This is a genomic window from Neisseria sp. P0009.S007, from assembly GCF_051962515.1.
Genome location: NZ_JBQCVF010000411.1, coordinates 1 through 1,218 on the forward strand (window position 1 = coordinate 1; position 1,218 = coordinate 1,218).

Genomic DNA, 1,218 nt, shown 5'->3' on the forward strand with positions numbered 1-1,218 from the left:
GGTATATGAGCCTCAAGATATTTTTAGGCTGTTAGATCAATAAACTGATAACAAGCCTTACACAGAGATTTTAATGGAGCCAGTATGGTAACCAAGTTCCAACAAGAAACCCTAAAATCACGTTTTTCACAAGCCAAAGTCCTTGTTGTCGGCGATGTGATGCTCGACCGCTATTGGTTTGGCGATGTGTCCCGCATTTCTCCTGAAGCTCCTGTACCGGTGGCGAAAATCGCCCGTATCGACCAGCGGGCAGGTGGAGCAGCAAACGTTGCCCGCAATATCGCCTCATTAGGCGGTAAAGTAGGGCTGTTGTCCGTGACCGGCGATGATGAAGCTGCAGATGCGTTGGACGCATTGATGATGCAAGACGGCGTTTCTTCCTATCTGATGCGCGATAAGCAAATTGCGACTACTGTCAAATTACGCGTTGTTGCCCGCAACCAGCAGCTTATCCGACTTGACTTTGAAGAATTGCCTCATCGTGAGGTATTGGAACAAATCAAACATCAATATCGAGAAGTGTTGCCTGAATACGATGCCATTATTTTTTCAGACTACGGCAAGGGCGGTTTGTCGCATATTTCCGATATGATCGACTGGGCGAAACAGGCCGGTAAACCCGTTTTAATCGACCCGAAAGGCGATGATTACGAAAAATATGCCGGCGCTACGCTGATTACGCCTAACCGTGCAGAATTGAAAGAAGTGGTGGGCAGCTGGAAAAACGAAAACGATTTGACCGAAAAAGCCCAAAACCTGCGCCGTCATCTTAACTTGACCGCGATTTTGCTGACCCGCAGCGAAGAGGGTATGACCCTGTTCAATGAGGGCGAGCCGATTTATCAGCCTACACGGGCTCAAGAAGTCTATGATGTATCCGGTGCGGGCGATACCGTTATTGCCGGAGTGGGCTTAGGGTTGGCCGCTGGTTATGCCATGCCCGAAGCCATGCACCTTGCTAATACTGCGGCAGGTGTTGTTGTGGCGAAACTTGGTACGGCGGTTTGCTCGTTTGCCGAATTGACTAAGGCATTGGAAGAGCAATAATTGCGGTTTCAGACGGCCTTAAAACCTAAAGGCCGTCTAAAAATACAGTTGGCAAATAATCCAGACAGACAAGTTTTTATTTTCAGATGGCATAATTTCTTCAAGGCCGTCTGAAAAATCAAAATAAAGGAAATTCATTATGACCATTATCGTAACAGGCGCGGCCGGCTT

1 protein-coding gene is annotated in these 1,218 nt (G+C 47.8%); it reads left to right on the plus strand.

The features are described 5' to 3' along the window. Positions 1 to 84: 84 nt before the first annotated feature. A complete protein-coding gene (rfaE1, locus tag ACTHS3_RS13700; RefSeq protein ID WP_070607670.1) occupies positions 85 to 1,047 on the plus strand; it encodes a D-glycero-beta-D-manno-heptose-7-phosphate kinase in 963 nt (320 codons plus the stop codon). Positions 1,048 to 1,218 lie beyond the last annotated feature (171 nt).